Source organism: Microbacterium oryzae (genome assembly GCF_030406385.1).
Classification (GTDB): domain Bacteria; phylum Actinomycetota; class Actinomycetes; order Actinomycetales; family Microbacteriaceae; genus Microbacterium; species Microbacterium oryzae_A.
The window spans coordinates 41,091-66,160 of the sequence record NZ_JAUEPM010000005.1; the positions used below are offsets into that span (position 1 = coordinate 41,091).

At 72.0% G+C, this 25,070-nt stretch carries 25 protein-coding genes and 1 riboswitch; of the genes, 18 read left to right on the plus strand and 7 right to left on the minus strand.

All coding sequences use genetic code 11. From position 1 onward, the window contains the following. Window positions 1-141 precede the first annotated feature (141 nt). Window positions 142-669 carry a DNA modification methylase gene (locus tag QWJ90_RS09000; protein WP_290107398.1) on the plus strand — a complete coding sequence of 176 codons (528 nt, stop codon included), beginning with the start codon at window positions 142-144 and terminating at the stop codon, window positions 667-669. Between the two features lie 88 nt (window positions 670-757). On the opposite strand, the gene QWJ90_RS09005 is transcribed toward QWJ90_RS09000, so the two are convergent. Further along, the gene (locus QWJ90_RS09005; RefSeq protein WP_290107400.1) at window positions 758-1,441 is read right to left on the minus strand and encodes a response regulator transcription factor; all 684 of its coding nucleotides are present in this window, start codon (window positions 1,439-1,441) and stop codon (window positions 758-760) included. A 27-nt stretch (window positions 1,442-1,468) separates the two neighbouring features. Beyond that, a complete protein-coding gene (locus tag QWJ90_RS09010) occupies window positions 1,469-2,656 on the minus strand; it encodes a sensor histidine kinase (protein WP_290107401.1) in 1,188 nt (395 codons plus the stop codon). A gap of 184 nt (window positions 2,657-2,840) precedes the next feature. Here QWJ90_RS09010 and phoU point away from each other — a divergent pair, with 184 nt between their 5' ends. Beyond that, window positions 2,841-3,539 carry a phosphate signaling complex protein PhoU gene (gene phoU / locus QWJ90_RS09015; protein ID WP_290107402.1) on the plus strand — a complete coding sequence of 233 codons (699 nt, stop codon included), beginning with the start codon at window positions 2,841-2,843 and terminating at the stop codon, window positions 3,537-3,539. A gap of 63 nt (window positions 3,540-3,602) precedes the next feature. Here phoU and QWJ90_RS09020 read toward each other — a convergent pair whose 3' ends face one another. Then, window positions 3,603-4,346, minus strand: coding sequence for a phosphoglyceromutase (locus QWJ90_RS09020; RefSeq protein ID WP_156243100.1), 744 nt, complete (start codon window positions 4,344-4,346; stop codon window positions 3,603-3,605). Between the two features lie 64 nt (window positions 4,347-4,410). On the opposite strand from QWJ90_RS09020, the gene QWJ90_RS09025 reads away from it, so the two are divergent. After that, the gene (locus QWJ90_RS09025; protein WP_290107404.1) at window positions 4,411-5,232 is read left to right on the plus strand and encodes a class I SAM-dependent methyltransferase; all 822 of its coding nucleotides are present in this window, start codon (window positions 4,411-4,413) and stop codon (window positions 5,230-5,232) included. A gap of 42 nt (window positions 5,233-5,274) precedes the next feature. On the opposite strand, the gene ygfZ is transcribed toward QWJ90_RS09025, so the two are convergent. The 3 genes from ygfZ to QWJ90_RS09040 form a co-directional block, all read right to left on the minus strand. Further along, the gene (gene ygfZ / locus QWJ90_RS09030; RefSeq protein WP_290107405.1) at window positions 5,275-6,375 is read right to left on the minus strand and encodes a CAF17-like 4Fe-4S cluster assembly/insertion protein YgfZ; all 1,101 of its coding nucleotides are present in this window, start codon (window positions 6,373-6,375) and stop codon (window positions 5,275-5,277) included. A gap of 50 nt (window positions 6,376-6,425) precedes the next feature. Further along, window positions 6,426-7,031: an FABP family protein gene (locus QWJ90_RS09035; protein ID WP_290107406.1), complete on the minus strand. Its 606-nt coding sequence runs from the start codon at window positions 7,029-7,031 to the stop codon at window positions 6,426-6,428. A 179-nt stretch (window positions 7,032-7,210) separates the two neighbouring features. After that, a complete protein-coding gene (locus QWJ90_RS09040; protein ID WP_290107407.1) occupies window positions 7,211-7,501 on the minus strand; it encodes a hypothetical protein in 291 nt (96 codons plus the stop codon). Window positions 7,502-7,621: 120 nt separating this feature from the next. Here QWJ90_RS09040 and QWJ90_RS09045 point away from each other — a divergent pair, with 120 nt between their 5' ends. From QWJ90_RS09045 to QWJ90_RS09100, 12 genes are all read left to right on the plus strand, one after another. Next, window positions 7,622-8,305 (plus strand): response regulator transcription factor, encoded by a 684-nt coding sequence (locus QWJ90_RS09045; RefSeq protein ID WP_290107408.1) that lies wholly within the window; start codon window positions 7,622-7,624, stop codon window positions 8,303-8,305. 49 nt (window positions 8,306-8,354) lie between these two features. Further along, entirely contained in the window at window positions 8,355-10,538 is a 2,184-nt protein-coding gene (locus tag QWJ90_RS09050; RefSeq protein WP_290107409.1) for an RNA degradosome polyphosphate kinase, read from the plus strand. Next, window positions 10,535-11,479 (plus strand): NUDIX hydrolase, encoded by a 945-nt coding sequence (locus tag QWJ90_RS09055; RefSeq protein WP_290107410.1) that lies wholly within the window; start codon window positions 10,535-10,537, stop codon window positions 11,477-11,479. The genes QWJ90_RS09050 and QWJ90_RS09055 overlap by 4 nt, the downstream gene beginning before the upstream one ends. Before the next feature lie 42 nt (window positions 11,480-11,521). Continuing rightward, window positions 11,522-12,529 (plus strand): tryptophan--tRNA ligase, encoded by a 1,008-nt coding sequence (gene trpS / locus QWJ90_RS09060; RefSeq protein WP_290107412.1) that lies wholly within the window; start codon window positions 11,522-11,524, stop codon window positions 12,527-12,529. Then, a complete protein-coding gene (locus QWJ90_RS09065; protein ID WP_290107413.1) occupies window positions 12,522-13,157 on the plus strand; it encodes a GNAT family N-acetyltransferase in 636 nt (211 codons plus the stop codon). The genes trpS and QWJ90_RS09065 overlap by 8 nt, the downstream gene beginning before the upstream one ends. A gap of 106 nt (window positions 13,158-13,263) precedes the next feature. After that, window positions 13,264-14,127 (plus strand): Fpg/Nei family DNA glycosylase, encoded by an 864-nt coding sequence (locus QWJ90_RS09070; protein ID WP_290107415.1) that lies wholly within the window; start codon window positions 13,264-13,266, stop codon window positions 14,125-14,127. Window positions 14,128-14,173: 46 nt separating this feature from the next. Next, window positions 14,174-14,320: riboswitch (FMN riboswitch) on the plus strand. Between the two features lie 58 nt (window positions 14,321-14,378). After that, the gene (ribD, locus tag QWJ90_RS09075; protein ID WP_290107416.1) at window positions 14,379-15,413 is read left to right on the plus strand and encodes a bifunctional diaminohydroxyphosphoribosylaminopyrimidine deaminase/5-amino-6-(5-phosphoribosylamino)uracil reductase RibD; all 1,035 of its coding nucleotides are present in this window, start codon (window positions 14,379-14,381) and stop codon (window positions 15,411-15,413) included. A 1-nt stretch (window position 15,414) separates the two neighbouring features. Then, the gene (locus QWJ90_RS09080; RefSeq protein WP_290107417.1) at window positions 15,415-16,170 is read left to right on the plus strand and encodes a riboflavin synthase; all 756 of its coding nucleotides are present in this window, start codon (window positions 15,415-15,417) and stop codon (window positions 16,168-16,170) included. After that, window positions 16,167-17,453 carry a GTP cyclohydrolase II gene (gene ribA, locus QWJ90_RS09085; RefSeq protein WP_290107418.1) on the plus strand — a complete coding sequence of 429 codons (1,287 nt, stop codon included), beginning with the start codon at window positions 16,167-16,169 and terminating at the stop codon, window positions 17,451-17,453. Before QWJ90_RS09080 ends, ribA begins: the two co-directional genes overlap by 4 nt. Beyond that, entirely contained in the window at window positions 17,450-17,923 is a 474-nt protein-coding gene (ribH, locus tag QWJ90_RS09090) for a 6,7-dimethyl-8-ribityllumazine synthase (protein WP_290107419.1), read from the plus strand. The genes ribA and ribH overlap by 4 nt, the downstream gene beginning before the upstream one ends. Before the next feature lie 47 nt (window positions 17,924-17,970). After that, entirely contained in the window at window positions 17,971-18,321 is a 351-nt protein-coding gene (locus tag QWJ90_RS09095; RefSeq protein ID WP_290107420.1) for a Fe-S protein, read from the plus strand. A 215-nt stretch (window positions 18,322-18,536) separates the two neighbouring features. Further along, a complete protein-coding gene (locus QWJ90_RS09100) occupies window positions 18,537-19,955 on the plus strand; it encodes an MFS transporter (protein ID WP_290107421.1) in 1,419 nt (472 codons plus the stop codon). A gap of 162 nt (window positions 19,956-20,117) precedes the next feature. On the opposite strand, the gene QWJ90_RS09105 is transcribed toward QWJ90_RS09100, so the two are convergent. Beyond that, the gene (locus tag QWJ90_RS09105) at window positions 20,118-21,518 is read right to left on the minus strand and encodes a dihydrolipoyl dehydrogenase family protein (protein WP_290107422.1); all 1,401 of its coding nucleotides are present in this window, start codon (window positions 21,516-21,518) and stop codon (window positions 20,118-20,120) included. 94 nt (window positions 21,519-21,612) lie between these two features. On the opposite strand from QWJ90_RS09105, the gene QWJ90_RS09110 reads away from it, so the two are divergent. The 3 genes from QWJ90_RS09110 (at window position 21,613) to QWJ90_RS09120 (ending at window position 25,033) form a co-directional block, all read left to right on the plus strand. Further along, window positions 21,613-21,822 carry an AsnC family protein gene (locus QWJ90_RS09110; RefSeq protein WP_290107424.1) on the plus strand — a complete coding sequence of 70 codons (210 nt, stop codon included), beginning with the start codon at window positions 21,613-21,615 and terminating at the stop codon, window positions 21,820-21,822. Window positions 21,823-21,829: 7 nt separating this feature from the next. Continuing rightward, the gene (locus tag QWJ90_RS09115) at window positions 21,830-23,782 is read left to right on the plus strand and encodes an ABC transporter ATP-binding protein (RefSeq protein ID WP_290107425.1); all 1,953 of its coding nucleotides are present in this window, start codon (window positions 21,830-21,832) and stop codon (window positions 23,780-23,782) included. 177 nt (window positions 23,783-23,959) lie between these two features. After that, the gene (locus tag QWJ90_RS09120) at window positions 23,960-25,033 is read left to right on the plus strand and encodes a winged helix DNA-binding domain-containing protein (protein ID WP_290107426.1); all 1,074 of its coding nucleotides are present in this window, start codon (window positions 23,960-23,962) and stop codon (window positions 25,031-25,033) included. Window positions 25,034-25,070 lie beyond the last annotated feature (37 nt).

A 25,070-nucleotide genomic window follows, 5' to 3' on the forward strand; every position in this document is an offset into this window, starting at 1 on the left:
CACAGCTGAGGATGCACTAAGGTTCGCCGCCCTCCGTGACCGGGCCCACGGCCGCCCCCGACCACGAGAAAGCCCGGAATCCCTTTAGGATGGGCAGGAAGCGTCCGCTCGACGGGCGACGCCGCACCATCTGGAGGATCCGTGAACACGCGCGCACTCGCGTCCGCCGCCCTTGCCGGCCTCGTCATCCTGGGAGCCACGGGTTGCCAGGCCGTCACCTCGCAGGCGACGACGATCATCTACTCGCCGGCGGACGGCGTCAGCGTGCCCGACGCCGAAGGCGCCCCGATCGAGATCCGCAACGCCGTGGTGATCGCCGACGACGAGGGCGAGCAGGGCAATCTCGCCGCCGCTCTCGTGAACCGCACCGAGAGCGCGGGGACCCTCACGCTCGAGTGGGGCGACGAGTCGACCACGGTCCGCGTGCCGGCCGACTCCGTCGTGAGCCTCGGCACCGCGGCGGAGGACCCGCTGCTGCTCGATGCGATCGACACCGTCCCGGGCGCCACGCTTCCCATCTACTTCCAGTCCGGTGACGCCGAGGGCGTCCTGACCGAGGTGCCGGTGCTGAACGGCTGCCTCGAGCAGTTCGAGGACCTCGTGCCCGGCAATGGCTCGAGCGACTGCGAGAAGGAGACGCCCGCGCCCGTCGAGGGCGAGGAGCACTGACGCTTCGCGCGACACTGCGCGAGAAGGGGCCGAGCGGAGATCCTCCCGCTCGGCCCCTTCTCTGCGCGCTCGACGCTCGCGGCCGCGCTCAGCCCTCGAAGCGGTAGCCGAGGCCGCGCACCGTCACCAGCATCGTCGGGTCGCTCGGAGTCTCCTCGATGCGGGAGCGGATGCGCTTGATGTGCACGTCGAGCGTCTTGGTGTCGCCGAAGTAGTCGCTCCCCCACACGCGGTCGATGAGCTGCCCGCGGGTGAGCACGCGGCCGGAGTTGCGCATGAGCACCTCGAGCAGCTCGAACTCCTTCAGCGGCATGTTGATCGGAGCGCCGTCGACCGAGACCGTGTGCCGGTCGATGTCGAGCGTGACGCGCCCGCCGTGCAGCACGCGCTCGTCGAGATCCGCCTCCGCGGGCGCCGTGCGCCGCATCACCGCGCGCATGCGGGCCAGCAGCTCGCGGGCGGAGTACGGCTTGGTGACGTAGTCGTCGGCGCCCAGCTCGAGCCCCACGACGATGTCGACCTCGGAGTCCTTCGCGGTGAGCATGATGATCGGCACCGCGGAGGTCGTGCGCACCTGACGGCACACCTCGGTGCCGGGCATGCCCGGCAGCATGAGGTCGAGGAGGATGACCGCCGGCTCCTCTCTCCGGAAGGAGGCGAGCGCGGTGTCGGCGTCCTCCGCGATCTCCACCTCGTACCCTTCCCGGCGCAGGAGATAGGCGAGCGGGTCGGCGAGATCGGGCTCGTCCTCCACCAGCAGCACACGCGTCATTCGTCTTCTTCCTTCCGTGGGCTGCCCTCACGCGGCGTTGACCGCGCGGGAGCCCTTCTTCTTGCGTCGTCCCGTGCTGTCGCCCACCAGCGGCGCGTCCGTGCGCGGGAGCCGGATGGTGAACGTCGATCCGCGCTCGGGCTGCGACCACAGCCGCACCTCCCCGCCGTGCCGGCTGACTGCGTGCTTGACGATGGCGAGGCCGAGGCCCGTGCCGCCCGTTCGGCGGGAGCGGGCCTGGTCCGCGCGGTAGAAGCGCTCGAACACGCGCTGCTGATCGGCCTCGGCGATGCCGATGCCCTGGTCGGTGACGGCGATCTCGACGGCCTCGACCGTGCCGCGCACGCCGATGCCCACGCGCGATCCGCGCGGGGAGTAGGCGATGGCGTTGGCGATCAGGTTGCCGAGCGCCTCGACGAGGATGGTCGCGGAGCCGCGGACGTGCAGCCCGCGATCCCCGCCGCGCACGAGGACGACCTCGGCGGAGCCGGCCTGCACCTGATACTGCTCGATCGCCGCGGCGACGACCTCGTCGATCGCGACGTCGCCGACCTCGGTGAGCTCGTCGGCGGCCTGCAGCTTCGACAGGTTCATGATGCGCGCGGTGAGCTCGCCGAGGCGCCGCGCCTCGGCCGACATCCGGCCCGCGAAGCGGCGCACCTGATCGGGATCGTCCGAGGCCGAGTCCATCGCCTCGGCGAGGAGGCCGATCGCGCCGACGGGCGTCTTCAGCTCGTGGCTGGTGTTGGCGATGAAGTCCTGCCGCATCTGCTGCAGCCGCTCCTGCTCCGAGATGTCGCGCACGATGAGCAGGGTGAGGCGGTCGGCGATCCTCGCGGCGCGCGCCACGACCAGACGCGATTCGTCGGAGATGCGCCCGCGCCGGATGCGCATCGTCTGGGTCTGCGCGCCGCCGCCGAGCCGGGCGGCCTTGACGAGCTCGCGCAGCTCGGCCTCGTGCAGCCCCTGCCCGGGGGTGAGGCCCAGCCACGTGCCCGGCGCGGACACCGCCACCACCGCTCCGGAGGCGTCGATGATCGCGCTCGCGTCGTCGATCACGTCGAGAGCCGCGATCAGCGCGGGCGGCACCGCCCGGCTCTGCTCGCGCAGCGCGCGCTCGCGAGCGCGGAACGCGAGCACCACGACCAGAGTCACCGCGACGCCCAGGAGGATCCCCAGGGCGAGCGCGAGCAGCCCGAGCTGCGTGGAGTGCATGCCTCCAGAGTAGAGTGCAGCCGAGAGCCCTCCCCTGCGAACGGGCTCGTGCGAGGTAGCCTCGACCCAGTGTTCACCCCGCGTGCACCGGCCGTTCACCTTCGAGGTCGAGGATCGCCGAGCGCGCTGGACGTGCGACCGCCGCCGCCTGCGGCAGATCCGACACCGACGAAAGGTTCGCCCGATGCGCGAAGTCTTCCACCAGGCCCTCGAGGACATCCAGACCCGGCTGGTCGAGATCGCCGAGCTGGTCACCGTAGCCATCGACAAGGCGACGATCGCCTTCGAGACCGGCGACGTGTCCCTCGCCGAGGAGGTCATCGCCGACGACGCCCGCATCGACGAGCTCGCGCTCTCGGTCGACGAGCTCGCGATCGACACCCTCGCCATGCAGCAGCCGGTGGCGCGCGACCTGCGCATCATCGTCAGCGCGCTGCGCACCAGCGCGTCGCTCGAGCGGATGGGCGACCTCGCCGAGCACATCGCCCAGCTGGCGCGCTCCCGCTTCCCCGAGCGGGCCATCCCGAAGGGCCTGAAGAGCACGTTCGTGAAGATGGGCAAGCTCGACGTCAGCGTCGCGCGGACCCTCGTCGAGCTGCTGCGCACGCAGGACCTCGCCTACGCCGCGCAGATCCGCGACGCCGACGACCTCATCGACGAGCTGCACGCCACCGTCTACGAGAAGGTGCTGAGCGAGGCGTTCTCGGGCGACGTCGGCCACGTCATCGACGCCGCGCTCGCCAGCCGCTATCACGAGCGCTTCGGCGACCACGCGGTCTCGATCGCGAAGAAGATCGTCTACCTCGCCACCGGCGACTGGACCGGATCCACCGATCCCGAGATCGCCGCAGCAGACGAGCGCACCTCGCACTTCGGCGTCTGAGCCGCCCTCACGACGAAGCGCCCCGCCGATCGGCGGGGCGCTTCGTCGTGAGGGGTCAGCGCGTCACTTCTTGCCCTGCGCGGCGACGGCGGCGGCACCAGCGGCGGCAGCCTCGGGGTCGAGGTAGCGGCTCGCGCCGGTCGGCTTCATGTCGTCGTCGAGCTCGTACACCAGCGGGATGCCGGTCGGGATGTTGAGACCCGCGATGTCGTCGTCGCTGATGCCGTCGAGGTGCTTCACGAGCGCGCGCAGCGAGTTGCCGTGAGCGGCGACGAGCACGGTCTTGCCGGCCTTCAGGTCGGGGACGATCTCGCCCTCCCAGTACGGCAGCAGGCGGTCGATGACGATCTTGAGCGACTCGGTGCCGGGGATCTCGCCGTCGATGCCCACGTAGCGCGGGTCGTGCGTCTGGGCGTACTCGTCCTCGGGGTCGATCACGGGCGGCGGCACGTCGAACGAACGGCGCCACTCCATGAACTTCTCCTCGCCGAACTCGGCGAGCGTCTGCGCCTTGTCCTTGCCCTGGAGCGCACCGTAGTGACGCTCGTTGAGGCGCCAGGAGCGCTTGACGGGGATCCAGAGCCGGTCGGCCGCGTCGAGCGCGATGTCGGCGGTCTGGATGGCCCGGCTCAGCACCGAGGAGTGCAGGATGTCGGGCAGGACGCCCTGCTCGCGCAGCAGCTCACCGCCGCGCTGAGCCTCGCGCTTCCCCTGCTCCGTGAGTCGGACGTCGACCCATCCGGTGAAGAGGTTCTTCTCGTTCCAGTCGCTCTGCCCGTGGCGGAGCAGGATCAGGGTGTGCGTCATACCCGCCATGCTACCGAGCCGCGACGGGGCGCCGGCGCCGTCGCCGGCGGGCGAGAATGGAGGCATGCCGACGACCGAGGGCCGCCCCACCCGCGGCACCACGGGCACCAATCGGCTCCGTCGCGTGGACCGCTGGATCGCCGCCCATCCCGCCCTGCGCGACGCCGACCATCCGCTCGTCGTCGATCTCGGCTTCGGCGCGAGCGGGGTGACCGCGTTCGAGCTCGCGAGCCGCCTGCGCCGCGCGCGGAGGGACGTCGCGGTGCGCGGGCTCGAGATCGACCCGGACCGGGTGGCGCGTGCGCGGGCCCAGCTCGAGGAGGTGCGCGCGGGGCGCACGGTCTTCGCGGCGGACCTGCCGGTGTCGTTCGCGCGCGGCGGCTTCGAGGTGCCTCTCGAAGGCGGGCGACGCCCGGTGGTGATCCGCGCGTTCAACGTGCTGCGTCAGTACGACGAGCACGAGGTGCGCGCCGCGTGGGGCCGGATGGCCGAGCGCCTGGCTCCGGAGGGGGTGCTGGTGGAGGGCACGTGCGACGAGCTCGGGCGCATCTCGTCGTGGGTGGATGTCGCGCCGTCGGGCGAGCCGCTCCGCTTCTCCGTCTCGCTGCGTCTCGCGCAGCTGGAGCGGCCCGGCGTCGTCGCCGAGCGGCTGCCGAAGGCCCTCATCCACCGCAATGTGCCGGGCGAGCGCGTCCACGCGTTCCTGCAGGCGCTCGACGGCGAATGGGAGCGCGCGGCGCCGCTGTCGACGTTCGGCACCGTGCAGCGATGGCTCGCGACCGTCGCGGCGCTGCGCCACGGCGGATGGCCGATCGCGCGCGCTCCGCGGCGCTGGCGCCTCGGCGAGATCACCCTGCCGTGGTCGGCGGTCGCGCCCGCCGAGTGAGCGCGAGTCGCCCCGCTGCCACGGGCGGCGCAGCGCCGGCGCCTACTGAGCCAGCGGGCGTCGCGAGAGGCGCGTGATGCGCGGCACCTCCGCCGTGGCGCCGGCGTCTGCGGGGACCACGATCTCCTGCGCGGCGGCGACGGCCACCCCGTCGACGTCGACGACCAGCTGCGCGTCGGCGGGCGTGCGCCGGGTCAGCACGGCGAGTGCGATGGGCCCGAGCTCGTGATGCCGCGCGACCGACGTGATGTGCCCCGCCTCGCTCTCCCCGTCGCGCACCACCGCGCCGGGCGCGGGCAGCACGCTCTCGCTGCCGTCGAGGTGCAGCATCGCCACGCGGCGCGGCGGGTGCCCGAGGTTGTGCACCTTGGCGACCGTCTCCTGGCCCCGGTAGCAGCCCTTGTCGAGGTGCACCGCGCTGCGCAGCCAGTCGGTCTCGTGCGGCAGCGAGCGCTCGTCGACCTCCCGACTCCAGCGGGGTCGCCACGCCGCGATGCGGAGGGCCTCGGCCGCGAGCAGGCCGGCGACGTCGCCGTGCTCGGCGAGGGCGGCGGCCCCCGTCTCGTCGACGATCGCCTCGGCCCACGCCAGCTGCGTGCCGGGGTGCTCCTCGACGCGGGCGTACTGCCATCCCCCCTGTCCGACGTCCGTCCACGGGTCGTGCCAGACGAGCGGCCGGCCCGCGGGATGGAGCGCGGCGCCGGAGACCCGCTCCTCGGCAGCGCCGCCCGCGACGAACCCGACGACGCGGAGGTCGCGGCACTCGGCGACCTCGACGCGGGCGCGGAAGCGCATCATGCCGAGCCACTTCGCGAGCTTCGGGGCGTCGCCCGCGTCCGCGATGAGCCACGCCGCCTCGCCGTCGTCTACGACGGCGGCGGCGTGCTCGATGTGCCCGTGCGGGTCGAGGACGAGGAGCTCGGTGCTCGCACCCGGCGCGAGCCGCTTCAGCGCCTGGGAGGTGATGGAGTCGAGCCAGGTGAGACGGTCCTCCCCCGCGACCCGCACGACGGCGCGATCGCCCCGCGGCACGACCGCTCCGCCCGCGAGGAGGCGGCGCTGCTCGCGGACCGGATCGCCGAAGTGCTCGACGCCCTCGTCGCCGTTCACGGCACCGGGCAGCTGGGAGAAGGGATCGGTCATGCTCCCATTGTCCGCCACCCGGCTCCGAGGCGGGCTCGGCGCGCGTGGGCTCAGTCGACGCGGGCGAGGCGCGCGGAGGCGTGCGAGCCCATCTCGCGGCCGAGTGCGGCGATGTCCCATGCCCACAGCAGATGCCCGTCGACCAGGCCGTACATGCGGGTCGCCGCCGCATAGGGCTTCGCGGCCGCGGTGCGCACGACGGCATCCGTGGCGATGTCGATGCGCGGGCCCTTTACCTCGCCGAGGTACAGCTCGCTGACGCCGTCGGCGTGCACGAGATTCACCTCGATCTCGAACCCGCCGCCGTCCGTGCGCAGCTGCTCGACGTCGTCGGCGGTGCGGATGGGAGCGGTCTCGAGAGCGGGCAGCAGGCCGGGGCCGGGAGTGGCCGCGGTGGCGGGTCGCGAGAGGCGCCAGAAGCCCGTCTCGGCGACGAGCTGCTGCGCGGGACGCTCCCCGTCAGCGGCGAGCCACGCCGTCGCGGCGTAGTTCAGGTACGGGCCGCCGTCGTGGCTGAAACTCACGCGATGCGTGAACTCGCCCTCGAAGTGCGCGTCGCCGACGCGGTAGTCGACGACACCGGTGCCTTCCCACACGCCGATCAGCCAGGACAGCGGAACGAGGTCGGCGGGGAGGTCGGTCGGAATCTCGATCACGAGGCTCCGCCCTGACTCAGCGCTGGCCGCGGAAGAGGTTGACGATCACTGCGCCGGAGCAGAAGGCGATCGCAAGACTCGCGAGGCCCAGCAGGCCGACGAAGAACAGTTCGAGGGCGACGAGATCCATGCGCTCAGTCTAGTCCGCTCGGGCAGGGCGCGGCGACCGCCGGGCAGACTCAGTCGGGGACGATCGCGGCGAGGCTGAACAGCGCCGACAGCGCGCCCAGGAGCACCACGCCGCCGACCGCCGCCGCGGCGACGCGGAAGATGAAGCCGCGCGCCTGCCCGACCCGCAGCTCCGCCGCGAACGCGACGAGCAGGGTGGCGCCGGCCCCCACGGCGAACCAGCCCGCCTGGTCGGCCGCGGGCGCGAAGGCCCCGATGGCGATCGCAGCGAGGAGCGCGAACCCCCAGGTCACGACGAAGCCGAGGGGGAACCTGCGCGGGGCGACGTCTCGATCGGTCATGCCGTCCATTGTCGGGGATGTCCCTGCACGCTCGGCGATGACGCCCCGTCGGGAGCCGACGCCGGCGCCCCCTATCATCGGAGACACGGGGCGGACCCCACCGCCGCGAAAGGACTTCGCTTGGCTCAGCTTCTCGTGCTCAGCTCCGCCCCCGGCGGAGAAGCCCCCCTGCCCGCGCTCGAACTCCTGAGCCATCGCGTGCGGACGGCCCCGGCCGACGCCGCCCACCTCGTGGACGCGGCCGACGCCGACGCGGTGCTCCTCGATGCGCGCGTCGACCTCGTCGGCGCGAAGTCGCTGTGCAAGCTGCTGGCGACCGCCGGCGTCTCCGCTCCGGTCGTGCTGATCGTCACAGAAGGCGGGCTCGCCGCGATCTCTCCGGAATGGGGCGTCGACGACGTCATCCTCGCCACGGCGGGCCCCGCCGAGGCGGACGCGCGGGTGCGTCTGGCCCTGGGGAGGCGCGCGCCGGCGGAGACCTCGGGGCGCATCCAGACGTCGGGCATCACGATCGACGAGTCCGCCTACTCGGCGAAGGTCAACGGCAAGCCGCTTGATCTCACCTACAAGGAGTTCCAGCTCCTGCACTTCCTCGCGCTGCACCCCTCGCGCGTGTTCACGCGGGAGCAGCTGCTCAGCGAGGTCTGGGGCTACGACTACTTCGGCGGCACGCGCACCGTCGACGTGCACGTCCGGCGCCTGCGCGCGAAGCTCGGCGACCTGGAGCAGCTCATCGGCACCGTCCGCAATGTCGGCTACCGGTTCACGGCCGACGAGGACGAGACGCCGCGCGGAAGGGACTGAGCCGCAATCCGTTCGCGCGAGCGCCCCCGGCGGGTGCCAGGATAGGCACATGACGGATGCGCCGCTGGTCGACCCCGGCTTCGACACGGAGGACGACGACTTCGACGAGATGGTGGAGGCGCCGGACGCGAACCTCCCCGAGCACCGCTTCATGGATCGCGAGCTCAGCTGGCTCGCGTTCAACAACCGGGTGCTGGAGCTCGCCGAGGACCCCACGCTGCCGCTCCTGGAACGGGCGAACTTCCTGGCGATCTTCGCCAGCAATCTCGACGAGTTCTTCATGGTGCGGGTGGCCGGCCTCAAGCGCCGCATCGTCACCGGCCTCGCGGTCCCCAGCAACATCGGCACGGCGCCGGCGAAAGTGCTCTCCAACATCTCCGACCTCGCGCACGAGCTGCAGGCTCGCCACGCCGAGGTGTGGAACGAGGAGGTCAAGCCCGCCCTCTCGGAGGCCGGCATCGACTTCGTGCGCTGGGACGAGCTCGACGACGGGGAGCGCGAGTACCTGTACGACTACTTCCAGGCGCAGGTCTTCCCGGTGCTCATGCCGCTCGCGGTCGATCCGGCCCATCCGTTCCCGTACATCTCCGGCCTCTCGCTGAACCTGGCCATCCGGATTCGCAACGCGCGCACAGGGCGCGAGGAGTTCGCGCGCCTCAAGGTGCCGCCGATGCTGCCGCGTCTCGTGCCGGTGCCGGCGAAGGACGACGCCCCCGACAGCATCCGGTTCATCGCGCTCGAGGACCTCATCGCCGAGAACCTCGCGGACCTCTTCCCCGGCATGGAGATCCTCGACCACCATGCGTTCCGCCTCACCCGCAACGAGGACGTGACGATCGAGGAGGACGAGTCGGAGAACCTCATCCAGGCGCTGGAAGCCGAGCTGCTGCGACGGCGCTTCGGCCCGCCCATCCGCCTGGAGATCACCGAGGACATGGACGACGTCACCCTCGACCTCCTCATCCGGGAGCTCGACATCTCCGAGCAGGAGGTCTACCGCCTCCCCTCGCCGCTGGACCTGCGCTCCCTGTTCGGGCTCGGCCGCATCGATCGCCCGGAGCTGAAGTACACCCCGCACCTGCCGGTGACGCCGCTGGCGTTTCAGGCCGCGGATGCCGACTCCAAGCACGCGCGCGGCGACATCTTCCGGGCCATCCGCAAGGGCGACGTGCTCGTGCATCACCCGTACGAGTCGTTCGCGACGAGCGTGCAGGCGTTCCTCGAGCAGGCCGCGCGCGACCCGCAGGTGCTCGCCATCAAGCAGACCCTCTACCGCACCTCGGGCGACAGCCCCATCGTGCAGGCGCTCATCGACGCGGCGGAGTCGGGCAAGCAGGTGCTCGCCCTGGTCGAGGTGAAGGCGCGCTTCGACGAGGCGAACAACATCGAGTGGGCCCGCAAGCTGGAGAAGGCCGGCGTGCACGTCGTCTACGGCCTCGTGGGGCTGAAGACCCACTGCAAGCTCGCGCTCGTCATCCGCGAGGAGAAGGGCGTGCTGCGGCACTACACGCACGTCGGAACCGGCAACTACAACCCGAAGACCAGCCGCATCTACGAGGATCTCGGGCTCTTCACCTGCAGCCCCGAGGTGGGCCGCGACGTCACGCGCCTGTTCAACGAGCTGAGCGGGTACGCGATCGAGAAGAAGTTCAAGCGCCTGCTCGTCGCTCCCCTGCACCTACGGAAGGGGCTCCTGCGCCTCATCGACCGGGAGCGCCGCCACGCCGCCGCCGGCAAGCCAGCGCACGTGCGCATCAAGGTCAACTCCATGGTCGACGAGCAGATCATCGACGCGCTGTACCGGGCGTCGCTCGCCGGCGTGCAGGTCGACGTGTGGGTCCGCGGCATCTGCAGTCTGCGCGTCGACCTGCCCGGGGTGAGCGACAACATCCGCGTCCGCAGCGTGCTGGGGCGCTACCTCGAGCACGCCCGCATCTTCGCGTTCGCGAACGACGGCGACCCCGAGGTCTACATCGGCAGCGCCGACATGATGCATCGCAACCTCGACCGCCGCGTCGAGGCGCTCGTGCGCGTGACGCGGCCGGAGCACATCCAGGAGCTGCAGTCGTTCTTCGACCTGGGGATGGACGACGCGAGCGCGACGTGGCACCTCGGCGCCGAGGGCGTGTGGACCCGGCACAACCGCGACGACAGGGGCCGCCCGCTCGCCGACGTGCAGGACCGGACCATGGCCGCGATCCAGCGTCGCCGACGTCCGCGCGCGGCTCGATGAGCTCGAACCGTCGACCCGTGTACGCGGCGGGGTGCGTGGTCTGGCGCGAGCTGGACGGCGAGCTCCTCGTCCTGCTCGTGCACCGAGGCAAGTACCGCGACGTCTCCCTGCCGAAGGGGAAGCTGGACCCGGGCGAGATGCTCCCGCAGACCGCGGTGCGGGAGATCCACGAGGAGACGGGCCTGCGCGTCGCCCTGGGGCCATCCGTCGGCCAGTCCGTCTACATCCAGCCGTCCGGACGCGAGAAGATCGTGCACTACTGGGCCGCGGAGGCGACGACCGAGGCCATCCAGGCGAGCACGTTCGTACCCAACAAGGAGATCGCGGGGCTGGAGTGGGTGACCGTCGCCGCCGCCCGCGAGCGGCTGAGCTACCCGGTCGACCAGGACATCCTGGACCGCTTCGAGCGGCTGCGGCGCTCGGCGAGCCTCCGAACCTTCCCCATCGTGGTGCTGCGGCACGGCAAGGCCGTCTCCCGCGACGACTGGGATGGCGAGGACGCGGACCGGCCGCTGCACCCTCGCGGCAAGGAGCAGGCGAAGGCCGTGGTGGGCGCGGTGAGCGCGTTCGGCGTGCGGAAGATCATCTCGAGCCCCGCCGAACGCTGCGTGAAGACCGTCGCTCCCCTCTCCAAGGCGCTGCACCGCCGCGTCACGAAGACCTCGCTCATCAGCCAGGACGCGTGGTCGGATGGCACGGCGGACGTCCGCGAGGTCGTGGGTCGCCGGGTGCGGGCCGGGCGGCCGTCGGTTCTGTGCAGCCACCGCCCGGTGATCCCCGCCATCCTCCGGGAGCTGGCCCTGGCCACGGGAACCGTCAAGGGGCCCGAGCTCGAGAGCGCATCGACCCTCGACCCCGGCGCGTTCGCCGTCGTGCACGTGTCGGTCGAGCACCCGGGAGCCGGAATCGTCGCGATCGAGACGCACAAGCCGGCTGCCTGAGGCCCGCACGAAGAGGCGTGCAACGCCGCCTACAATCGTCAGGTGACTCAGAAAGCTCGCCTCTACTCGGGAATGCAGCCCTCGGCCGACTCTCTCCAGATCGGCAACTACATCGGGGCGCTCCTGCAGTGGCGCGACATGCAGGACACGTACGACGCGTTCTTCAGCGTCGTCGACCTGCACGCCCTCACCCAGCCGAACGACCCAGCCGAGCTGCGCGAGAAGACGCGCCGCACCGCCGCGCAGTACATCGCAGCGGGAATCGAGCCCTCGCGCTCGACCCTCTACGTGCAATCGCACGTGCGGGCCCACGCCGAGCTGGCGTGGGTGCTCTCGACGATCACCGGCTTCGGCGAGGCCGGGCGCATGACGCAGTTCAAGGACAAGTCGCAGCGCTACGGCGCCGACGCGACCAACGTCGGGCTGTTCACCTACCCGATCCTCATGGCCGCGGACATCCTGCTGTACCAGACGCACGTGGTGCCGGTCGGCGACGATCAGAAGCAGCATGTGGAGCTCACGCGCGACCTGGCCGAGCGCTTCAACTCCCGCTACGGCGAGACGTTCCGGGTGCCGCAGCCGGTCATCCAGGCCGAGACCGCGCGGATCTACGACCTGCAGAACCCGGCGGCGAAGATGTCGAAGTCGGCCGAATCGCACGCGGGCGTCATCTGGCTGCTCGACGACGTCGACTTCACGGCGAAGAAGATCATGCGCGCGGTCACCGACAACGACGGCGTGGTGCGCTACGACCGCGAGGGGAAGCCGGGCGTCTCGAACCTGCTGACGATCTACGCCGCGCTCACGGGGCGGCAGATCCCGGCCATCGAGGACGAGTACGCCGGTCGCGGCTACGGCGACTTCAAGAAGGGCCTCCGCGACGTGGTGGTGTCGGAGTTCGAGCCGGTGCGCGCCCGCGCGCTCGAGCTGCTGGACGACCCCGCCGAGCTCGACCGCGTGCTCGCGGTCAACGCCGAGAAGGCGGCGTCCGTCGCCGACGAGACGCTGAACGCCGTCTACGACCGGATGGGCCTGCTGCGCCGTGCATGATCTGCTGACCCTCCGCACCGGTCGCCTCGTCCTCGCCCCGCCCACCGAGGCGGACATCGACGCGATCCACCTGGCCTGCCAGGACGCCGAGGTGCAGCGCTGGACCACGGTGCCGTCGCCGTACACGCGACAGGACGCCGAGCAGTTCGTCGAGCTGACCGCCGAGCGGTGGCAGAGCGGCGAGGAGCTCACCTGGGCCATCCATGACGCCGCCGGCCTCGTCGGCATGGTCGGCCTGCACCGCATCGTCGACGGTGCGGCCGAGCTCGGCTACTGGATCTCCGCCGCCGCGCGTGGGCGCGGATACGGCGCCGAGGCCGGCTGCGCTGTCGTCGACTTCGCACTCGGGCCGATGCGCCTCGAGCGCCTGGAGTGGCATGCCGTCGCGGGGAACGTCGCCTCGGCGCGGCTCGCCCGCTCGCTCGGCTTCCGCTTCGAGGGCGTCCGCCGTCAGGGCACCCGCACCTCGGGACGCCGTGAAGACGCGTGGCTCGCCGGACTCGTGTCGGGCGACGACCGCTCCCCCGTGGACTGGCCCGTGCTCGCTCCGCTCGCGGCCGCCCTGCCGGTGATGCGGCGCCGCGCCCGCAGCGGCCGCGGCCTCCGCGCGGGCGCCGCCGCCCGCTGAGTCGCGCGCGCGCCTTCCGGGAGGGGATGCGCATTCGGGAGGGCGATCCATCGGGGGTCGCCCTCCCGTTCGCGGTTCTCCTCCCGCGCGATGGCAGGATGGCCGCATGCCAGAGATGCCGGAGGTGGAGGGACTCGTGCGCTACCTGCGCGCACGCGCCGGGGGGCTCGTCATCGCGAAGGCGCGGCTCGCCGCCGTCGCCGCGCTGAAGACGTACGACCCGCCGCTGGACTCCCTCGAGGGCTCGCGGGTGACCGGTGCCGGACGGCACGGCAAGTTCATCGACCTCGCGACGGATGGCGGCGCCCACCTCGTCTTCCATCTCGCGAAGGCGGGGTGGCTGCGATGGCACGAGACGCTGCCGGCGACGGTCATCAAGCCCGGCCGCTCCCCCATCGCCCTGCGCATCGGCTTCGACGACGGCTCGGGCTTCGACCTCACCGAGGCGGGCACGAGGAAGTCGCTCGCCGTCTACGTCGTGCGCGACCCGGCGGAGGTCCCGGGAATCGCGCGTCTCGGGCCCGACCCGCTGTCCGACGGCTTCGACCGGGCCGCGTTCGGCGCACTGCTCGAGGGGCGTCGCACGCAGATCAAGGGGCTCCTGCGCGACCAGACGGTCATCGCCGGGATCGGCAACGCCTATTCCGACGAGATCCTCCACGCCGCGCGCATGTCCCCTTACGCGCTGGCGGCGAAGCTCGACGAGGCCGAGGTCGATCGGCTCTACGAGGCGATGCGCACGACGCTCGCCGAGGCGATCGAGGCGGCTTCGGGCAAGCCCCCGGCCGACCTCAAGGACGCCAAGCGGCGGGGGATGGCCGTGCACGCGCGGGCGGGCGAGACCTGTCCCGTCTGCGGCGACACCATCCGCAGCGTGTTCTTCGCCGACACCGACTTCCAGTACTGCCCCACCTGTCAGACGGGCGGGAAGATCCTCGCGGACCGGCGGCTCTCGCGACTGCTGAAGTGACCGGGAATACCGCCCCTCGAGCGCGGTTGATTATGCTGAGTGCGAAGAACGTGCTCCGGGGTCGGTGAGAATCCGAACCGGCGGTGACAGTCCGCGAACCGCCCTCATGATGAGGGCGGCCGATCCGGTGGAAGTCCGGAACCGACGGTGATGCAGGCGCAGCCTGCGAGTCCGGATGAGAGGCAGCACGTGACGACGCCCGCTGCGGGCGACGTTCGCGATCCCCCGGTGCCGAGACGGCGGAGGTTCGGATGGCGTTCAGCGAGGCGGAGCAGCGGGCGATGGCCCGCGCGCTCGAGCTCGCACGTCGCGGGCCCCGCAGCCGCAACCCGCAGGTCGGGGCGGTCCTCCTCTCCCCCTCCGGCGAGGTCCTCGCGGAGGGCTGGCATCGCGGCGCCGGCACCCCGCACGCCGAGGTCGCCGCGCTGTCGCACCTCGAGGGCGACGCCGCGCACGGCGCGACGGCCGTCGTCACGCTCGAGCCCTGCAACCACACCGGACGCACGGGTCCGTGCGCCGAGGCCCTCATCGCCGCCGGCGTCGCGCGCGTCGTTTTCGCGCTGCCCGACCCGGGTGAGGTCGAGGGCGGCGGCGGCGAGCGCCTCCGCGCGGCCGGCGTCGACGTCGACAGCGGCCTCCTCGCGGAGGAGGCGCGCGCGCTCCTCGAGCCGTGGATGACCGCGCGCACCCTCGGACGCCCGCACGTGACGGTGAAGTGGGCGCAGAGCCTGGATGGCCGCGCCGCGGCCGCCGACGGCACCAGCCGGTGGATCACCGGGCCGCTCGCACGAGCGGACGTCCACGCTCGCCGGGCGCAGGCCGACGCGATCGTCGTCGGCACGGGCACGCTCCTCGCCGACGACCCCGCCCTCACCGCGCGCGACGCCGCCGGGCTCCGCCCGGCCCAGCCCGTCCCCGTCGTCATCGGGAGCGCCGAGATCCCCGCGGGCGCGGCCATCCGCCGTCACCCCCACGAGCTCCTCCACTACCCCTCGCGCGATCTCGACGCCGTGCTCGCCGATCTCCACGATCGCGGGATGCACCGCGTGTTCGTCGAGGGCGGACCGACCCTCGCGAGCGCCTTCCTCGCGGCGGGCCTCGTCGACCGCGTCCTCGTGTACCTGGCGCCGACCCTCCTCGGCGGAAGCCGCACCGCGATCGCCGATATCGGCGTGGCCAGCATCTCCCAGCAGCGTCGGCTCGCCGTCGAGCAGATCGACCGCCTCGGCGACGATCTGCTCGTCGTGGCCCGCCCCGCCCCATCCGCCCCCGAAGGAGGCAGCTGACATGTTCACCGGCATCATCGAGGAGATCGGCCGCATCACGGCGATCGAGCCCTCGGGAGACGGCGTGCGCCTGACGCTGCACGCTCCCCGCGTGATCGAGGACGTGCACCACGGCGATTCGATCGCCGTCAGCGGCGTCTGCCTCACCGTCGTCGACTGGACCGCCGACGGCTTCACGGCCGATGTCATGAGACAGACGCTCGACATGTCCACGCTCGACGCGGCGCGGGTCGGATGGCCGGTGAACCTCGAGCGGGCGACCGCGTCGGGCGGACGGCTGGGCGGACACATCGTGCAGGGCCACATCGACGGGACCGGAACCGTCGTCGACGTGCGCCCCGGCGAACAGTGGCGGGTGGTGCGCATCGCGCTGGCTCCCGCACTCGCGCCGCTCGTCGTCGACAAGGGGTCCATCGCGGTGGACGGCGTCTCGCTCACCGTCAGCGCGGTCAGCCCCGCACACGAGCCGACGCCGTGGTTCGAGGTGTCGCTCATCCCCGAGACGCTCGAGGCGACGACCCTCGGCGAGCGCCGCGTGGGTGACCCGGTGAACCTCGAGACCGACATCCTCGCCCGTCACGTGCAGCGGCTGCTCTCGTTCGGCGCGAGCCGTCCTGCGCAAGCCGCTGGCGACCATCCGATCGCGCGCGCCCAGCGCGAGGCCGGTACCGGCGCCGAGTCCTCGTTCGCCACCTACGACGTTCCCGCCGCCGACTTCGTCATCCTCCGTTCCACTCCCGAAGGGGGCTCCCGATGAGCCTTGCCAGCAAGCTGTCGACCATCCCGGAGGCCCTCGACGCGATCCGCGCCGGGCGCCCGGTGATCGTCGCCGACGACGAGAACCGTGAGAACGAGGGCGACGTCATCCTGTCCGCGCAGCTCGCGACGCCCGAGGTCATCGCGTGGGCGGTGCGCTACTCGTCGGGTTTCCTCTGCGCGCCGATGCCGCAGGAATGGGCGGACCGGCTCGACCTCCCCCCGATGGTCGCCGTGAACGAGGACGCCCGCTCGACCGCGTACACCGTGAGCGTCGACGCCGCCGAGGGCGTGACTACCGGCATCAGCGCGCATGACCGCGCGCGGACCGTGAACGTCCTGGCCGATCCCGACTCGACGCCGACGAGCCTCATCCGGCCCGGGCACATCCTGCCGTTGCGCGCGGTACCCGGCGGCGTCCGCGAGCGCTCGGGCCACACCGAGGCGGCCGTCGACCTCATGCGCCTGGCCGGCGTCGCACCGGTCGGCGTCATCGGCGAGATCGTCGAGGACGACGGCGACATGATGCGCCTGCCCGCCCTCATCGAGATGGGCGAGCGCGAGAACGTCCCCGTCATCACGATCGAGCAGCTCATCGCGTACCTCGAGGAGCACGAGCCGTCCTCGGCGGCGGCCGCGCCCTTCCGGCGCCAGGTCAGCCTGCGAGCGGACTCCACCGTCCCCACCTCGCACGGCGTCTTCCGCTTCCTGGCGTACAAGGACCGGATCACCGGCACCGACCACCTCGCGATCGTGAAGGGCGACCTCTCCGACGGCGCTCCGCTCGTCCGCGTGCACTCGGAGTGCCTCACGGGGGAGGCCTTCGGCTCGCTGAAGTGCGAGTGCGGGCCGCAGCTCGACGCGGCGCTCGACGCGATCGAGCAGGAGGGCGGCGTGGTCATCTATATGCGCGGGCACGAGGGCCGCGGCATCGGCCTCATCAACAAGCTGCGTGCGTACGCTCTGCAGGAGCGCGGCTACGACACCGTCGACGCGAACACGGCGCTCGGCCTGCCCGCCGACGCGCGCGACTACGCGGCCGCGGCCGGGATCCTCGCGGACCTGGGCGTCGAGAAGCTGCGCCTGCTGACCAACAACACCGACAAGGTGAGCCAGCTGCGCGCCCTCGGCCTCGAGGTCGTCGAGCAGGTGCCCCTCATCGTCGGCGTCGGGCCGAACAACCACCAGTACCTCGAGACCAAGCGCGACCGGATGGGTCACATCATCGGCGAGGAGGCGCTCGCCGCCGCCGTCGCCCAGATGCACGAAGGAGCAGGCAGATGAGCGGCAAGGGCGCACCCCAGCAGGGCGACGTCACGGCGGAGGGCGTCCGTGTGACGGTCGTCGCCGGCACCTGGCACGAGCAGATCACCGACGGTCTCATCGCGGGCGCCGAGCGCACCCTCGATGCCGCCGGCGCCGATTGGACGCTCGTGCGCGTGCCGGGCTCCTTCGAGCTCCCGGTCGTCGCGAAGGCCGCCCTCGACGCGGGCGCCGACGCGGTGGTGGCGCTCGGCGTCATCATCCGCGGCGGCACACCCCACTTCGACTTCGTCTCGAACGCGGCGACGGATGGCCTCACGCGGGTCGCGCTGGACACCGGCAAGCCGGTGGGCTTCGGCGTGCTCACCCTCGATGACGAGCAGCAGGGCATCGACCGCGCCGGGCTGCCGGGGTCGAAGGAGGACAAGGGCGCCGAGGCGGCCGATGCCGCGGTGCGCACGGTGCTCGCGCTCCGCGCGCTCCGCGACTGAGGTCCACCTTCCTTCTACGATCCGTAGAAGCCCTTTAGGCTGTGGGCATGGAGACCCTGCGCGACATCGTCCTCGTCATCCACCTCGTCGGCTTCGCGACGCTGTTCGGCTCGTGGCTGGTGGAGGTAGTGAACCGCCGCACCCAGGTGACGCGGCTCATGCACTGGGGCCTGGCGATCTCGCTGATCGCGGGCCTGGCGCTGTCGGCTCCGTGGGGCACGGACGCCGATTTCAACTACATGAAGATCGGGATCAAGCTCGTGATTCTCGTGATCATCGGCGCACTCCTCGGGATCCTCGGCGCTCGACAGAAGCGCGGTGCGCAGATCGCTCCGGCTCTCTTCTGGGCCGTGGGCATTCTGACCCTCGCGAACGCGGCGATCGCAGTGATCTGGTGAATTTCGACTGCTGAGCACTCCGCTCAGCACTGACGCTCTCGACGGGCGCCGCCCTGCGCACTTCACACGCGGGCGGCGCCCGTCGCGGTCGTTCTGCTCACGAGGAGTAGGATGGCTCGCTGTGTCCGGAGGCAGCCGCGCTGCTCCCCCTCCGACACGGCGTGATTCCGCGCCGCAGCTCCTCGGGAGCGCGGCCCTTCCTCTGACAGGCCCTCATGACATCCACCACCCCTGTTTCCTCCGCGGCGAAACCCGCGAACTCGCGCGGCCGCGTCATCACCGCGAGCCTCATCGGCACCACGATCGAGTTCTACGACTTCTACGCGTACGCCACCGCGGCCGTCCTCGTCTTCCCCGCGCTGTTCTTCCCGACCGGCAACGAGACGACGGCGCTGCTGGCCTCGTTCGCCACCTTCGGCGCCGCCATGCTCGCGCGCCCCGTCGGCGCGGTCGTCTTCGGCCACTTCGGCGACAAGTTCGGGCGCAAGGCGACGCTGGTGGCGTCGCTGCTCACCATGGGCATCGCGACGTTCCTCATCGGCGTGCTGCCGACGTACCAGTCGGTCGGATGGCTGGCCGCGCTCCTCCTGCTCGTCCTCCGTCTCGCCCAGGGCTTCGCGCTGGGCGGCGAGTGGTCGGGCGCCGCTCTCGTCGCGACCGAGAACGCCCCGGCCGGAAAGCGCGCGCTCTACGGGACGTTCCCGCAGCTGGGCGCGCCCATCGGCTTCATCATCGCCAACACGCTGTTCCTCGTCATCAACTTCACGATGCCGGGCGAGGGCGGCACGGCGTCGGAGGCGTTCCTGGCCTGGGGATGGCGCATCCCGTTCCTCTTCTCCGCCGTGATGGTCATCATCGGCCTCTGGGTCCGCCTGAAGCTCGTGGAGTCCGACACGTTCACCAAGGTCGAGAAGACCGGCGCGATCAAGAAGTTCCCGCTCGGCGCCACCGTGCGCAACCACTGGCGTCCGCTCATCCTCGGCACGTTCTACATGCTCGCGACGTACGTGCTGTTCTACCTGATGACGAGCTTCACGCTCGCCTACGGCACGCGTCCGATGACGGCGCCCGAGGGTGCGGACGCGGGGTCCTTCGTCCCCGGTCTCGGCTTCGCGTACGTCGACTTCGTGCTCATGCAGATCATCGGCGTGGTGTTCTTCGGCCTCTGCACGCTGCTGTCGGGTCCGCTCGCCGACGCGATCGGCCGCCGCAAGCTGCTCATCGGCGTGACGTCCGCGATCATCGTCTTCGGCCTGCTGTTCGTCGTCTTCCTCCTGCCGCAGGGCGACGAGAAGTTCACGGGCGCCCTCGTGCAGGCGTTCCTGGTGTTCGGCTTCCTGCTCATGGGCATGACCTTCGGCCCGATGGGTGCGTTGCTGCCCGAGCTGTTCCCGACCAACGTCCGCTACACCGGATCGGCGATCTCGTACAACGTGGCCTCGATCCTCGGCGCGGCCGTGGCGCCCTCCATCGCCCTGTGGCTGTGGAGCGTCGGCAAGGGCAACCCGTGGCTCGTGGGCGTCTACCTCGCGCTCGCCGGCGTGCTGACCCTCATCGCGCTCATCATCGGCAAGGAGACGAAGGACGTCGACCTCGACGACGACGCCGCAGTGAGCGCCGCCGCACGTCGCTGAGCCCGCTCTCCTCGAAGGCCCGCGTGCTCCCGCTTCGGCGGGGTCACGCGGGCCTTCCGCTGTGCGGGCGACAGTTGCGGATGGCCCCGCTCGCCAGTGCGGGCGACACGCGATCGGGCGCGGAAACGGCTCGCCCGCACTGGCGAAGCAGGTCAGCGCGAGTCAGAGGCCGTACGTCTCCAGCAGGCGCAGCCACACCTCGCTGATCGTCGGATAGGCCGGCACCGCGTGCCAGAGGCGCTCGAGCGGAACCTCGCCGACGACCGCGATGGTCGCCGAGTGCAGCAGCTCCGCCACTCCGGCGCCGACGAAGGTCACGCCCACGAGCACACGCCGGTCCTCGTCCACGACGGCGCGCGCGGCGCCCGCGTACCCGTCCGCGGTGAGCGATGCCCCCGCGACCGAGCCGAGGTCGTAGTCGACGACGCGGACGCGCATCCCCGCGTCCTGCGCCTGCGCGGCGGTGAGCCCGACGGCCGCGACCTCCGGGTCCGTGAACACGACCTGGGGCACGGCGGCATGATCGGCCGTCGCCACGTGAGCACCCCACGGCCGATCGAGGACCTCACCGCCGGTGGCGCGCGCGACGATCACGTCGCCCGCTGCTCGCGCCTGGTACTTGCCCTGGTGCGTGAGCAGCGCTCGGTGCGTGACGTCGCCGGCAGCATAGAGCCAGTCCGATCCGGCCACGCGCAGGGTGTCGTCGACGGCGATCCACTCCCCCGGCTCGAGGCCCACCGTCTCGAGCCCGAGGTCCTCGGTGCGCGGCACCCGCCCCGTGGCGACGAGCACCTCGTCGACCTTGAGCGGCTCCCCGTCACCGAACTCGATCCGCACACGCCCGTCGTCGCGGGTCACCCGATCGGGCTCGACGCCCTCACGGACGTCGACACCGCGCTCGCGCAGCGCCGCAGCGACCTGCTCGCCGGCGACCGGCTCGAACGCAGTGAGCAGCCCGCTGCGCGCGAGAACGGTCACCCTGCTGCCGAGGTCGGCGAGGAAGGTCGCCGCCTCCGTCGCCACCACCCCGCCGCCGATGATCACGATGCTCTCGGGCACCGTCTGCAGCGCGGTCGCCTCGCGGCTGGTCCACGGCTCGGCCTCGGCGAGGCCGGGGATGCCCGGCAGGCGCGCGGCCGACCCCACCGTCACCACGACCGCATGGCGGGCGGCGATCTCGACCTCCTCGTCGCCGCCGGTGACGACCACGTGCTTCTCCCCTGCCAGGCGCGCGTGCCCGCGCACGAGGTCGATGCCCGCCGACTGGAGCCACTGCACCTGGCCGGAGTCGTCCCATCCGCTGGTGAAGGAATCACGACGACGCAGCACGACTTCCGGGTCGACGCGCCCGCCCTCGACACCCGCCGCCTGCGCCGCACGGTGTGCGGCGCCAGTGCGCAGCAGCGCCTTCGACGGCATGCACGCCCAGTACGAGCATTCGCCGCCGACGAGCTCCGCCTCCACGATCACGGCACTGAGGCCGCCTCTCACGACCCGGTCGGCGACGTTCTCGCCCACAGGGCCTGCTCCGATCACCACGACATCCGTCTCACGCACAGTCATAAGGGGACGCTACGCGCGGGAACGGGCTCAGGTCACCCCCGAGAACGTCAACTTTCCTTGACGCGCGCCCTCGTCGTCACCTAATGTTGACGCCATGTCCATCCCGCGAACCGCGAACGACGCCGAGGAGCCCAGGGAGCCGTTGGCTGAGTTGCATAGGCTGGCGGAGGTGCGCCGCGACATCGCCCGCGCCGAGGACGCACAGGTGCGCCGCGCCCGCATGCAGGGGCATTCCTGGCAGGCGATCGCGTCAGCCCTCGGCGTCACGAAGCAGGCGGCCCACCGCAAATACGGACGGAAGTAGAGGACCCGTGAGTCAGACCGCCGCGCGCACCCGCCGTTCGCCCTTCGCGCGCAGGAGCGCCGACGACGGTCCCCGCGCCTCGTTCCGCCAGCTGCTGCCGTTCCTGCTCGAGCATCGAGGCGTGCTCGTGGTCGTCGCCGTGCTCAGCGTGATCGAGGCGGCCGCGACGCTCGTCCAGCCCCTCCTCATCGGCCAGGTCATCGAGCGCGTGCAGTCGAGCACCCCGCTCGAATGGCTGCTGTGGGCGCTCGTGCTGCTCGTCGTCGTCTCCAGCGCCGTGGGCGCCTACCAGCACTACCTCCTGCAGCGCACGGGAACGGCCGTCGTCCACTCCAGCCGGCGGCAGCTCATCGCGCGCATCCTGCACCTGCCCATCCGCGAGTTCGACGCCCGACGCACGGGTGACCTCGTCTCGCGCGTGGGCACCGACACCACGCTGCTGTACGCCGTGCTCACCCAGGGTCTCGCCGACAGCATCGGCAACGCCCTGCTGTTCGTCGGCGCGCTCATCGCCATGGCCTTCATCGACCCCGTGCTGCTCCTCACGATCGTCGCGGTCATCGGCGTCTCCGCGGTCGGAGTGGCTCTGCTCTCCTCCCGCATCCGCTCCGCCTCGGCGGCGCAGCAGGAGCGGGTGGGCGAGCTCTCCAGCGGCATCGAGCGCGCGATCGGGTCCATCCGGACCATCCGCGCCGCCGGTGCCACCGAGCGCGAAGCGGACGCCGTCAGCACGCTGGCGGCGGCCGCGTACCGAGCCGGCCTTCGGGTCGCACGCGCGTCGGCGCTCGTCGTCCCCGTCGCGGGCGTCGCCCTGCAGGTGTCGCTGCTCGTGGTGCTGGGGGTGGGCGGCATGCGCGTGGCGTCCGGCGCGCTGTCGATCGCGAGCCTGGTGACGTTCGTGATGTTCCTCTTCCTCCTGGTGATGCCGCTCGGATCCGCCTTCGGCGCCATCGCGAGCGTGGGCCAGGCGCTCGGCGCGCTCGGACGCATCCAGGAGGTGCTGGACCTGCCGACCGAGGACGCCGACGACCGCGTGCGCGCAGATGAACCGGTCCGCACGGCACCTGCTTCCTCGTCGACGACTGCGCCCGCCATCGCCTTCCGCGACGTCCGCTTCTCCTACCCTGCGGCCGCGGTGGCTGCCCGCGAGGAGGCCGCGCGCGAGGCGCAGCGCGCCATCGAGCGGGCGCACCTCGAGCCCGCGGCGCTCGAAGCGCTCGAGCCCCTCGAGTCCCTCGACGGCGCGACGACAGCCTCGTCCAGCGAGTCGAGCAGCGACCGAGAGGTGCTGCGCGGGGTCTCGTTCGACGTCCCCCGCGGCGCGCGGGTCGCACTCGTGGGCCCCTCGGGGGCGGGCAAGTCGACCATCCTCTCGCTGATCGAGCGCTTCTACGACCCGACCGGCGGCGCCGTCCTGCTCGATGGGGTGGACATCCGCGATCTGCCGCGCGCGCAGCTGCGGGCGCACTTCGGCTACGTCGAGCAGGACGCGCCGACCCTCGCCGGCACGCTCGCCGACAATCTGCGCCTCGCGTCGCCCGACGCCGACGCCGACGCCTGCGACCGGGTGCTGCGCGCGGTGAACCTCGGCGACGTCGTCGATCGCAGCCCGCTCGGGATCGACACCCCCGTGGGAGAGGACGGGGTCATGCTGTCCGGCGGCGAGCGCCAGCGCCTCGCGATCGCGCGGGCGCTGCTCGCGGCGCCGCCCATCCTCCTGCTGGACGAGTCGACGTCGTCGCTCGACGGCGTGAACGAGCAGCGGATGCGCGAGGCCATCGACGCGGTCGCCGAGGGGCGGACCCTGATCGTCATCGCGCACCGCCTCTCCACGGTCGTCGACAGCGACCTCATCGTCGTGCTCGAGCACGGGCGCGTGGTGGGCCAGGGGACGCACTCGGAGCTCGTGCAGACCGTGCCGCTCTACCGCGACCTCGCCAAGCACCAGCTGCTCGTCTGACCCCGAGCGGCGCGGGCGCTCGAGCTCGCTGCTCCGAGACCGCGTCGCCGCTCCGAGACCGCGTCGCCGCTCGCGAAGTCCGCTCCGAGACTGCGCGAACGCTCGCGAACTGCGCTGCCGCTCGCGCACCGCACGTGCTGCGAGCGGTCTGGGAGCGTCCGCGGCAGGATGAGGGCCATGCACGTCACGGAGCTGCGGCGAGCGCGCCTGCGCCACCATCGTCTCACCGCGCCGGCGGCCACGGCCGTCGACGCCGCACGCCACCTCGCCGCCACGCAGTCGCAGGATCTGTGGGGCGGGCGCCTGGCTCTGGCCTCGCGCACCCGCGACACGGGCGTGTCCGCCGTCGACCGCGCCTTCGACAGCGGCGCCCTGGTCCGCGCGTGGACGCAGCGGGGCACCCTCCACACCGTCGTGGCGGAGGACCTCGGGTGGATGCTCGCCGTCACCGGCGCACGCATGCTGCGCGGCGACGCGAAGCGGATGGCCGACCTCGGCCTCGACGGCAGCGACGTCGCGCGCGCGGAGACGCTCGCCGTCCGGGCGCTGTCGGGCGGCGGACGCCTCACCCGCGCCGAGCTGCTCGCGGTATGGGAGGCGGACGGGCTCTCCACCGCCGGCCAGCGCGGGTACCACCTGATCGCGGCCCTCGCCATCCGCGGGCTCCTGGTGTGGGGGCCGGTCGTGCGGCGGGAGAACCTCGAGCCGCGGGAGCAGCACCTGGTGCTGGCGGATGAGTGGATCCAGGATCACGCGACCCACGCGGACCCGGCCGCCGAGCTCTTCGTTCGATACATCACCGGGCACGGCCCGGCGACTGTGCGGGACTTCGCGTGGTGGGCGGGCCTGCCGCTCGGCGCCAGCCGCGCGGCGGCGGCCGGCGCCGTGCACCGGCTCCGGGTCGTGGATGAAGGGCCGGAGCCGCGCTACGCCGCTGCGGCCCCGCCGCGGGCGCGCTCGAGCGCGCCCGCGACGCTCGCGCTGCCGACGTTCGAGGAGTACTGCATCTCCTACGCCGATCGCTCGCTGACGGGGAGCCCCGCCGCGCACGCGGCGGTCGGACCGGGCCGCAACGGGATGGTGCGCCCGATCATCGTGCACGAGGGCGAGATCGTCGGTGTCTGGAGGCCGCCGGCCATGTCCGCGCGCGCCGCCGGCGAGGCCGCGGTCACGGTCTTCGACGACGCTCCCCTCGACCACGAGGAGGCGACATCCGCGGTCGACCGGGCCCTGACCATCCTGCGCAGCTGACCGCCGCAGACGTGGAACGGCCCGCCCCCGATCGGAA

Bases quoted from the DNA above. Each gene is read 5' to 3' on its own strand.
- QWJ90_RS09005 (WP_290107400.1), bottom strand. From the start codon at position 1,441: ATGACGCGTGTGCTGCTGGTGGAGGACGAGCCCGATCTCGCCGACCCG.
- QWJ90_RS09010 (WP_290107401.1), bottom strand. From the start codon at position 2,656: ATGCACTCCACGCAGCTCGGGCTGCTCGCGCTCGCCCTGGGGATCCTC.
- phoU (WP_290107402.1), top strand. From the start codon at position 2,841: ATGCGCGAAGTCTTCCACCAGGCCCTCGAGGACATCCAGACCCGGCTG.
- QWJ90_RS09020 (WP_156243100.1), bottom strand. From the start codon at position 4,346: ATGACGCACACCCTGATCCTGCTCCGCCACGGGCAGAGCGACTGGAAC.
- QWJ90_RS09025 (WP_290107404.1), top strand. From the start codon at position 4,411: ATGCCGACGACCGAGGGCCGCCCCACCCGCGGCACCACGGGCACCAAT.
- ygfZ (WP_290107405.1), bottom strand. From the start codon at position 6,375: ATGACCGATCCCTTCTCCCAGCTGCCCGGTGCCGTGAACGGCGACGAG.
- QWJ90_RS09040 (WP_290107407.1), bottom strand. From the start codon at position 7,501: ATGACCGATCGAGACGTCGCCCCGCGCAGGTTCCCCCTCGGCTTCGTC.
- QWJ90_RS09050 (WP_290107409.1), top strand. From the start codon at position 8,355: ATGACGGATGCGCCGCTGGTCGACCCCGGCTTCGACACGGAGGACGAC.
- QWJ90_RS09055 (WP_290107410.1), top strand. From the start codon at position 10,535: ATGAGCTCGAACCGTCGACCCGTGTACGCGGCGGGGTGCGTGGTCTGG.
- QWJ90_RS09070 (WP_290107415.1), top strand. From the start codon at position 13,264: ATGCCAGAGATGCCGGAGGTGGAGGGACTCGTGCGCTACCTGCGCGCA.
- ribD (WP_290107416.1), top strand. From the start codon at position 14,379: ATGGCGTTCAGCGAGGCGGAGCAGCGGGCGATGGCCCGCGCGCTCGAG.
- QWJ90_RS09080 (WP_290107417.1), top strand. From the start codon at position 15,415: ATGTTCACCGGCATCATCGAGGAGATCGGCCGCATCACGGCGATCGAG.
- ribA (WP_290107418.1), top strand. From the start codon at position 16,167: ATGAGCCTTGCCAGCAAGCTGTCGACCATCCCGGAGGCCCTCGACGCG.
- ribH (WP_290107419.1), top strand. From the start codon at position 17,450: ATGAGCGGCAAGGGCGCACCCCAGCAGGGCGACGTCACGGCGGAGGGC.
- QWJ90_RS09095 (WP_290107420.1), top strand. From the start codon at position 17,971: ATGGAGACCCTGCGCGACATCGTCCTCGTCATCCACCTCGTCGGCTTC.
- QWJ90_RS09100 (WP_290107421.1), top strand. From the start codon at position 18,537: ATGACATCCACCACCCCTGTTTCCTCCGCGGCGAAACCCGCGAACTCG.
- QWJ90_RS09105 (WP_290107422.1), bottom strand. From the start codon at position 21,518: ATGACTGTGCGTGAGACGGATGTCGTGGTGATCGGAGCAGGCCCTGTG.
- QWJ90_RS09110 (WP_290107424.1), top strand. From the start codon at position 21,613: ATGTCCATCCCGCGAACCGCGAACGACGCCGAGGAGCCCAGGGAGCCG.
- QWJ90_RS09120 (WP_290107426.1), top strand. From the start codon at position 23,960: ATGCACGTCACGGAGCTGCGGCGAGCGCGCCTGCGCCACCATCGTCTC.